This is a genomic window from Acidiphilium iwatense (assembly GCF_021556475.1).
Classification (GTDB): domain Bacteria; phylum Pseudomonadota; class Alphaproteobacteria; order Acetobacterales; family Acetobacteraceae; genus Acidiphilium; species Acidiphilium iwatense.
In genome coordinates this window covers 1-8,761 of sequence record NZ_JAKGBZ010000077.1, presented here as the reverse complement: position 1 = coordinate 8,761, position 8,761 = coordinate 1, and the positions used below count along the sequence as shown (strand labels likewise).

General features: G+C 54.9%; 8 protein-coding genes. 3 read left to right on the top strand and 5 right to left on the bottom strand.

Translation table 11 applies throughout. The features are described from left to right. Positions 1–465 precede the first annotated feature (465 nt). From L2A60_RS19140 to L2A60_RS19120, 5 genes are all read right to left on the bottom strand, one after another. Positions 466–1,377, bottom strand: a complete 912-nt coding sequence (locus L2A60_RS19140; protein WP_235706068.1) for an amidohydrolase family protein — start codon at positions 1,375–1,377, stop codon at positions 466–468. 48 nt (positions 1,378–1,425) lie between these two features. Further along, the gene (locus tag L2A60_RS19135) at positions 1,426–1,641 is read right to left on the bottom strand and encodes a hypothetical protein (protein WP_235706067.1); all 216 of its coding nucleotides are present in this window, start codon (positions 1,639–1,641) and stop codon (positions 1,426–1,428) included. Between the two features lie 444 nt (positions 1,642–2,085). Continuing rightward, positions 2,086–3,363, bottom strand: coding sequence for an MFS transporter (locus L2A60_RS19130; protein WP_235706066.1), 1,278 nt, complete (start codon positions 3,361–3,363; stop codon positions 2,086–2,088). A 456-nt stretch (positions 3,364–3,819) separates the two neighbouring features. Further along, a complete protein-coding gene (locus L2A60_RS19125) occupies positions 3,820–4,317 on the bottom strand; it encodes an aromatic-ring-hydroxylating dioxygenase subunit beta (RefSeq protein ID WP_235706065.1) in 498 nt (165 codons plus the stop codon). Positions 4,318–4,361: 44 nt separating this feature from the next. Next, a complete protein-coding gene (locus L2A60_RS19120; protein WP_235706064.1) occupies positions 4,362–5,597 on the bottom strand; it encodes an aromatic ring-hydroxylating oxygenase subunit alpha in 1,236 nt (411 codons plus the stop codon). Positions 5,598–6,029: 432 nt separating this feature from the next. Here L2A60_RS19120 and L2A60_RS19115 point away from each other — a divergent pair, with 432 nt between their 5' ends. From L2A60_RS19115 to L2A60_RS19105, 3 genes are read left to right on the top strand one after another with little or no spacing between them, the layout of a single operon-like run. Further along, positions 6,030–6,878 carry an IclR family transcriptional regulator gene (locus tag L2A60_RS19115; RefSeq protein WP_235706063.1) on the top strand — a complete coding sequence of 283 codons (849 nt, stop codon included), beginning with the start codon at positions 6,030–6,032 and terminating at the stop codon, positions 6,876–6,878. A gap of 23 nt (positions 6,879–6,901) precedes the next feature. Beyond that, positions 6,902–7,924: a 2Fe-2S iron-sulfur cluster-binding protein gene (locus L2A60_RS19110; RefSeq protein WP_235706062.1), complete on the top strand. Its 1,023-nt coding sequence runs from the start codon at positions 6,902–6,904 to the stop codon at positions 7,922–7,924. A 34-nt stretch (positions 7,925–7,958) separates the two neighbouring features. Further along, the gene (locus tag L2A60_RS19105; RefSeq protein ID WP_235706061.1) at positions 7,959–8,294 is read left to right on the top strand and encodes a Rieske (2Fe-2S) protein; all 336 of its coding nucleotides are present in this window, start codon (positions 7,959–7,961) and stop codon (positions 8,292–8,294) included. The last annotated feature ends 467 nt before the right edge of the window (positions 8,295–8,761 follow it).

The following is an 8,761-nucleotide window of genomic DNA, read 5'->3' as shown; positions in this document are numbered from 1 at the left end:
GAAAACCGCGCCCCAGAAGGCTTCCAGCACTTGGTGCACCCGCACGCATGGTTGTGCGCAACCTGCGCGTCAACCCGAACCTCAACCCGATGGCTCGGACAGTGACACCGCAGCGTCCCACCCTTGAAATCCTTCAACCCCTGGCTGATCCCATGATCCACCAACGGATGAATTGTGACAGAATTAGCCATTGTTTTGCTCCTCGATGTTGTTTTCAATCGCTCTTTGAGCGTGCCGCTACCTATCGTACCGATGGCACTCTCCTTCACGTATTAACAGATCACGTGGACTTAAATCTACGTGAAGACTCCAGTCCACTCGGCATTCTTTTTGAGTTGCCTACGATCTCAACAAGACAGCATTCGACGCGGCCTTTTCTCGTATCTTGGCTCCGCTGCAAATCCAAAACTACCAAACCTAACCACCGTCCGATTCGGCAACCATTTTTGGAGATATTCACGTCTGTCATGCCTTCCCGCGAGATTTGGATCGTGGAGGTTTCGCCGAAGAGGCGGCTGGGTGGAGATTGAAGAGACGCTCTGCCGTGCCATACCCGACCTTGGCGAGAACCTCGGGACTGAGGCCAGCGGCCATGAGGTCCGAAACTCCCTGCTTCATTGGCCGGAAAGGGTAAGACGAGCCGAAAAGAAACTGATCCTGCATGAAGCCATTGACCGCTTCAAGATAGAGTCGTCCCCCTGGCGCCCAGGTATACATGTCGGGCGAGACGATCACGTTTTCATTGCGAAAGGCAATGGCGATCATGTCAGCAATGCGTGGATAGAAGCCGTGACAGCAGATGATGGAGAGCTTCGGGAAAAGGCGTGCGACATCATCGACGGCGAGAGGGTCATTGTAGGCAAGATCTGGGGTCGTCGGCCCCGACATGACGCAGGCGGGAACGCCGAGCTTCTCGCAGACTTCGTAGAGAGGCAGTAACCTTCCGTCATTGGCTTTGAGTGGTTTGGCATAGAAGCCGGCATCGATGTTGAGGCCACTCAGGCCGAGTTCGGTGATCGCACGATGGGTTTCGGCAACTGCGTCGGCCGCCCCAAGCTGCACCGGATCCACCGACGCAACGCCGAGGAGGCGCCCGCCGGATCGGCCCGAGATTTCGGCTAGCATATCGTTGCCGATACGCACGGTCGGTGTCGAGCGCCCCACCATCAGCCCAGTGCCGATGCCAGCGGCCGTCATTTCGGCAAGTAGGCTCGGGAGATCCCGCGAGCGAGTGAAATGATCCACGTCTCGCCCACCGACGCGCTTGTTAAGCCAACGCACTGTTTCGAAATCGGGCGTTCCAGGGTTACTGCCGAAGAACGTGTGCAGGAAACTAGGGCGCAGACGCATATCGACGAGAGGGGGAATGGACGGCATGAAAAAATCTCCTTTTCGGCAGAATGGTTGGGAGCAGGTGCGCTTAAGTTAGGCTACTCCCTGGAAGAATCGCAGTGCGAACAGGCTCCCGACAAGCACAAGTTCGACAAGACAGTAGGGAACCTTGGCCGGCAGGACATCCGCGAGATGAACCCCGGACAGACACCCGCCAACTAGGCCGACAGTGAGCAGCAGGCTGAGAGTCGGATCGAGCCGGCCTGTGAAGATGTTCGCAAGGGTGGCCGCAACAACAGCTATTGGCACCGACACTGTTCGTTCCCGCTCGACCACAAGCAGCACAGGCAGCTATCCTCCGGGAAGAAGGCGTGGAATCAGCATAAGTGATACGCTCATTCCGATCATCGACCGCGACACAGTCGGTAAACGCCCGGCGATAGTCCCCGGCATCGTGCCGGCAGGCCATTACAGGGACTGAGCGCCATACCACGGAACGACGGCGAAGAAACATGGCGCCACCGGCAAGACCTCCGAACAGGTAACTCGTCATGCTTGCCGCAATCGCGTTATACTCTGGAACGTTCTCGATGCTCTGAGAAAAAAACCACGATCACACTTCCGATCCTGGCCACCCCGATCAACAATCCAGTGAGAAACCCGATATCCTATGACCAGCATCGGGTCCGCCCTTTCCATCGATCTTCCAATTCCATCACATGTCACCACCGGAAGCGCACCTGAAAAAAAGCATCAAAGCTGCACGTCTTCGAGTTCACGCCCGGCTGTCTCGGGGCCTAGAAGATATCCGACGATGGTGAGGACCCAGAGCAAGCTGGTCAACAGAAACGGAACGGTAGGCCCATAGTGGGATATTCCGTATCCTGTGAGAAAAGGGGCAGCAATGGAAACTAATCTACCCCCCCCAACCATGACACCAAAGGCTGTCCCACGCATAGATGTCCGGAAAAACTCACTTAAATATGTATCACCAATTCCCCATAGCCATCCAAGCATACCTACCATTAGCGCACCAAAAATCAAAAATAAAGTAAAGGATGAGGTCGTCGACGCAACGATTGTCGCACCAATCATGATCAGCGCGCCCAGGATACCCGCCGGACGACGGCCAATGAGGTCGGACAGACCCGTTCCAACATAAGACAATACAAATTGTATGATGTAAAATTCAAGCGCATACAGAATCGCATGTTCAGGTGTGATGTGAAATTTACGAATCATAAACGTCGTAAGAAATACGGTGACACTCCAATAGCCACAGGCATTCGCTATATAAAGTAGCCAGCCGACAATTATTCGACGCGGCGCGCCAGGCAATGAGAAAAGCGAAGGTTGGCGTGGCAAAAATTTCTTTTCTTCTTCAATGAATGCTTCTTCTTTTGCAATAATGTAACGCTCTGATTCTTTGATCCTTCGAATGAAAATGAACACCAAAATTGAAGGGACGACAGCCGAGATAAAGGCCCATTGCCAACCAAAGCGCGGAACTATAATCAAGGCGGCCCCGGCAGCAACGATGTAGCCCAGCGAGTAGAGCGAAAATATAATACCACCCGTGCCTAGGGCCCGATATCGAGGTGGCCACATCTCTGCGGTGTAGGGGGCACCAACGGCGAGTTCCCCGGCGCCACCAACGCCAGTCAAAAAGCGCAGCAATCCAAATAGTGGTACATATGCCGTCACGCCTGACAATGCCGTGGTAATACCATACAGTAAAATTGTGATGCCCAGCGTATCCTTTCGGCCCATCCTGTCGCAGAGCCAGCCGAAACCGATCGTTCCTATAGTGTATCCAAGTAGAAATATCGAACCTAGCAATCCGAGTTCGGAAAGGTTAAGATGCAAACTTGCACCAATATATGGTAAGGTGAGTCCAAATATATTTACAGCATATGCATCAAATGCATAACCAAGCCCCGCCGCAACGGCAACCATAAATGCATCTTTTATTGGAATTGACGGCTTCTTAGCCAGAAGCTGTAACCTGGTGTCGTTTCTTGACACGTCCATAAGGCGTTCTCCCTAGAAGTATTTTATTCTCATATTCCCGGCCAAAGTATTGACGTGATCCGAGACGATCGGTTCATGTCCGGACTGTGATCACGAAGTCCTTTAACAGAAACAAGTATGGGTCTCAGAGAATATTGACTACAGTAGGAGCCGAGCTCACAGCAGATGGCTGCGGCGATGGCTAACAGAACAAACTTACGAAACACTACCGTCAGTACGAGCTTGACAACAGGTTTGGAACAGCAACCTTGTCGGGGCTGCGAAAACCGTTGGCCAGATGCACCCAGTGGTCGGGGTTACCGATTTTGATTCGTTTATCTTGTTAGTCTCCTCTTGAACCCATTTGGTTTTTTATGGCCCCAAACTTTTTCCTGCTGAGACCCTGATATTCTTACCGGAACGTCGCGACGTCTCCTGCCATGGTGATCAAACGCCTCGGTCCTGGTAGGCGCCGGCTCAGAACGGAATGTGGTAGCCAGTACCCAGCATACGCGTTTCAAGCCGGACCTCGCGGGATGTAATCAAGGCATGATCATTCGCAACGTCCATCCGATCGAAATAGCGACCGACGGCATAGAGCTGTGTTTCGCCGCCATCCACCGCAGTGCGATAGACCTGCAGAGATGAGACCACCTCGACTGCGTTCTCATCAGGCACCGGTGAGATCAACTGGAGCGCCCAGTGACGAACAATAGGTGTCCGGTCGCGGTTGTGTTTCGAGAGGGTCGCCAGGAGCTCATGCATACCTTCCCGGTCCTTTTGCAGCCAGATCATGTCGCGCCGGATCTCTGGGCTATAGGCCGTGATCCGATAGTCGAATTCCGGCGCACACCAATCCAGAAATGCCATACAGGTTTCGGAGTCCAACGCACGAGATGCGTTGTAGAGCGTAGTCCGGATGGCTTGTTCAAGATCCCAACCATGACTGACGCGCTCATCGGTCATCACACTCATAGCATTCTCCTACATAGGGAGCGGCCACGTACCGCTCCTTGGCGTTATTCGGCGGCAAGACCTAGGCCGCGGTTCAACGGATCGGACGAAGAGCGGCCCATCCTGCGGCTCCACTCCTCAAGAAAGTGGCGCATGCCCATCTCGTCATGGATCTTCCCGTCTTCGAGCCGTCCATGCAGTACGTAGGGAGCCTCAGTAGAGTCGTTCAATGCGGTGCCCTGACCGCTGGTGCCGAGAAGATCTTCGGCAAGGTTGCGGCCAAATGGTCCCCAGATCGAATTGTGGTCACGAATCCGGATCGCGCGCTCGGCAGGCGTGTCGCGCTTCAGACCCAGGCCGCGAAACTCGATATAGAGAAGGTTGGGTCCAAGCGGGATCGAAGTGTCGAGACGGAAGGCAGGCGCCCGAATGTTGTATGTGATGCCGGGAAAGAGATCGACGAGCTCCCATCCGGCCGGTGCCATGCCTGGCCAGGCGAGCGTGCGCTGTTCCTGACCCTCATAGGCGTCGTATTTGAGAGTCATTCCGGTGAGCTTCGCGTGACCGTGGTTGTAAGCCACATATTCGCGATCCCAGTACTCCTTCTTGAGCATCCCGGTGACCCGGTTATGGTAATGCATATAGTCGTGATAAAATTCGCTGTTGGTATCGTGCCACATTTTGTAATTACCCCGCACGACTGCCCTATGGTAATGAAAGACCTCCATAGGTTCTGCGAGCATCGGGGCTAGATCGTCGAGCGCACCGGCCAGATGAGCCGCAAGATCCATTGCGGCATCATCCATGTTCACCCAGACGAAGCCGCCGTAGCCCACCTCGCAGCGCACCTCGCGAAGGCCAACATCGCACTCTTTCAAACGGTCTTGATAACCTGCCTTTCGCCGCGTGATATCGACACAATTGCCCTTCGAATCGAATGACCAAGCATGGAATATACATGTGATACGATCTGGAGCACCGGAAGGCGAAGATCCCTTGATGCTGCCAGCGACATCGTAGATCAGACGATTGCCGCGGTGCGGGCAGATGTTCTGAAAGGCTCGTATCTTATCGTCTTCACCGCGTAGCACGATGAGATTGTGGCCACCGGGATGCTGGTAGGCGCGATAATCGAGAGGTTCAGCGACCTCGCTCTCGTGACAGGCAATCATCCACGTCTTGTCGAAGATTTTCGCTTTTTCCTCGGCGAAAATTTCGGGATCCGTATAGATCCGCGGATCGACATAGAGACCAGCGGGCATTTCGGGCTTTTGCGTCCACTGCAGAGCGTTCCGGCTCATTGAGCTCTCCTTCTGTTCCTTCGATGCATGTCACCACCATATCATTGGTATATGAAACGTTGATTTCGTTCAATGAAATTTTAGCGGTTTTTGGGGTTCAGTGTGGCGTTTTTCATTCCCCAATTCGCTATCTTTCACTGACTGCGTCATCTTCTGAGCACATGAATGCCCGGCTTTCAACAAAAAAATCACAAAACTCGCGAGAATCTTATTGACGAACGAAAAATTTCTGATAATGAAATAAACATGTCGTTGAATGCGATTTTTGAGATCGAATGACACAGGAAAATAAGCACTATAGAAACCAAGTAAGGACGCGCTGCGGTGGTACAATGTGGAGCTTCCGTCTCTCGATCCCGGCCCTGTGCCTTTGGGACCCTTGACATTCGTCAATCGACGTCCAGCAAACGACCTGTCTCCCGGAGTATCGTCATGACCAAGATCGATGACATTCGCGCAACCGTTTCCTTCGATCCCGTCGACGTCAAAGCCGATCACGAATCGCCCTCGGCGAGCGGCTCTCTTTTGCGCGGCCTCAGTCTCATTGAAGCTCTAGCGGAAGCACCATCACCTCTACTCCTGGTAGAGTTGGCCGAGCGCGTGCGGCTCGATAGTTCGACCGTCTACCGGCTCATGCAGACGCTGTGCGTCGAAGGGTTCGCAGTACGCCTGAGTTCTAAACGCTACTGTGCGGGCCCGCGTGCGATCCGCCTGCTTTCGAACTATCATCCTGTCAATAGCCTCTGCAACGAGACGGGAACGGCGCTGCGCGAACTGCGAGATCGCGTAGGAGAGACAGTTATGTTAATTATCTTTGTCGGTGCTCAGAGAGTGATCGTTGCTGTTGTTCAGGGTCGCGAGATCCTCTCGCCCTCATACGAAACTTGGCTCCGCACACCTATTCATGGTTCGGCATCCGGTAAGATCATGCTGATGCAGTTGAACGCGAAGCGGCAAGAAGAGTTGCTTGGTCCGCCTCCCTATTGTGCTGCGACCGAGTTCACCGTGCGTGATGAAGATGTCCTGCGCGCCCAGCTCGACGCGGCACGCGCCTGCGGGTTTACCGTGGCCCGTGACGACGCTCTGGTCGGAATGACTGCAATTGCCGCGCCAATCACCTGGAACGGACATTCTCTTGGCTGCATCGCAATCGTTGGAAATTCATCGCGGCTTGGCCGAGAGATCGAAGGGACCATCGGTGCCGCACTACGGGAAACAGCGACACTCATCGTTAACGCTGCCCCATCGGTGCGCACGCTTGCCAATTTCCTTGGAGCGTAAGGGGCGGAAAAGGAAGGAAGAGTATGCAGGTCAGGATCACACTCAAGAAAGTTGAGCATCAGTTCAGCGCTGAACCGGGGGAGCGGCTACTCTATGCTGGGCTTCGTCATGGAGTGCCGCTTGCCTATGAATGTGCCACGGGAACCTGCGGTACGTGCAAAGCGGTGCGCGTTACTGGTACGATCAAGAACCTCTGGCTCGATGCCCCTGGCCGGCCGGATCACGGGCGCGAAGTGGAAGCGCTGCTCCTCTGCCAGAGCTGTGCCGAAAGCGATTGCACACTGGATGGTTCTCCGGCATCGACCACCCGACCCCGGCCACAAACGTTGCCATCCTACTTCGAGGCACATATTGCTGAGATTGCGTCATTGACGGCAGATGTGTGCCTTCTGACACTCTCTCTCCATCGCCCATTCCATTTCGAGGCGGGACAGTTCGTACTCTTTAGTGTCGACAATCTGTCTGGATTTCGAGCGTATTCCATGGTTGAGGGATATGCGACATCCCGGCCAAGCTTTATCATCAAGCGCAAACCCGGTGGCGCGATATCGGACTGGGTATTCGAGCGGGCAACAGCGGGTGCTCCACTCCGTTTGTTCGGGCCGCTTGGCGTAGCCACGTTGCGGCCTGAAACTGACGGCGATCTTTTCCTCCTTGCCGGCGCGTCCGGCCTCTCGATGGCGTTCTCCGTTCTCGATGCCGCAGCGCGGAACGGGCATCTTGCCCGGCATCGAGCCGATGTCATCTTCGGTGTGCGCCGAGCCGCCGATCTTTTCCTCGTCGATCGTCTTGCAGCAACCGGTGCGGTCGTCACTCTTGCGCTTTCCGACGAGGCAGACGTCGCCCTCGTGCGGCGCAGCTTTCCCGATGTTCGCGTCATGTCGGGATTCGTGCATGAGGTGGCGGCGGCCTGCCTGCCGACGACCACAAGCAATACGATTGCCTTTCTGGCCGGCCCTCCGCCCATGATCGATGCCTGCCTTCGCCATCTTGTCGTCGGCGCGCGGATCCCACCCACGCGCATACGCTACGACAAGTTCAGTTGACCTCATCACAAGTTTGAAATCCGAGGAGAACCCTATGAATTGGCAATTTGCCTGCAACAAAGCCGAGATTCCAGAAGGTGGCATGAAGGAGATGAGAATTGGAGAGATCCCGGTCCTGCTTCTGCGCGCCGAGGGGGAAGTTTTTGCTATCCCACCTCTTTGTCCTCATATGGAGGAACCGCTCGTCAACGGAATGTGTGATGGCACCACGCTGATCTGCATTAAGCATCTCTGGCAATGGGATCTCCGGGATGGTTCTCCCGCCGGCGACGCGGAGATCGGACTTCTGAAATATCCGTTACAGGAAGACGCGGACGGCGGCATTCAGATCATGGTCGAGACGGAACTGCGCTATGAGTACCAAAAGTGATGACTGCGGGTCGACGCATCGCTTGCTGCTGGAGTGCGGGGCCGGTAGTCCCACGGCTCTCGCCGTCATTTCAATCGCGCAGACCGCTTCTGACGTCGGGTTGCCCTGTGACATCAACGTCTCAACCTGCCGTAGCGTGGTGACAATCTCTTCAGGCGTATGCGTCTTTCTCAACATATGATCATCCTCCAAGTAACCAAAAGCCATACATCAGGGGAAGTGCGAGGCGCCAACGGTCAAAGGGAGAACACCAAGAATGTCTCGCCCCTTTAGAGCGGGGTATAGTTCATCCGATCACGTTGTCATGGCGTCGGAAGGTCTGTCCGGAGGCATACATCGAGCTAACCGGCCCTTGCTGCGCGAGGCTTATATCGAGGCGGCCTGGAAGCGCTGCCATGACGATTACCGGCTCGACCCGCATTCAGCGCCCAGTGGCGAACATATCGGCGGTACGGCGCTGAAACACC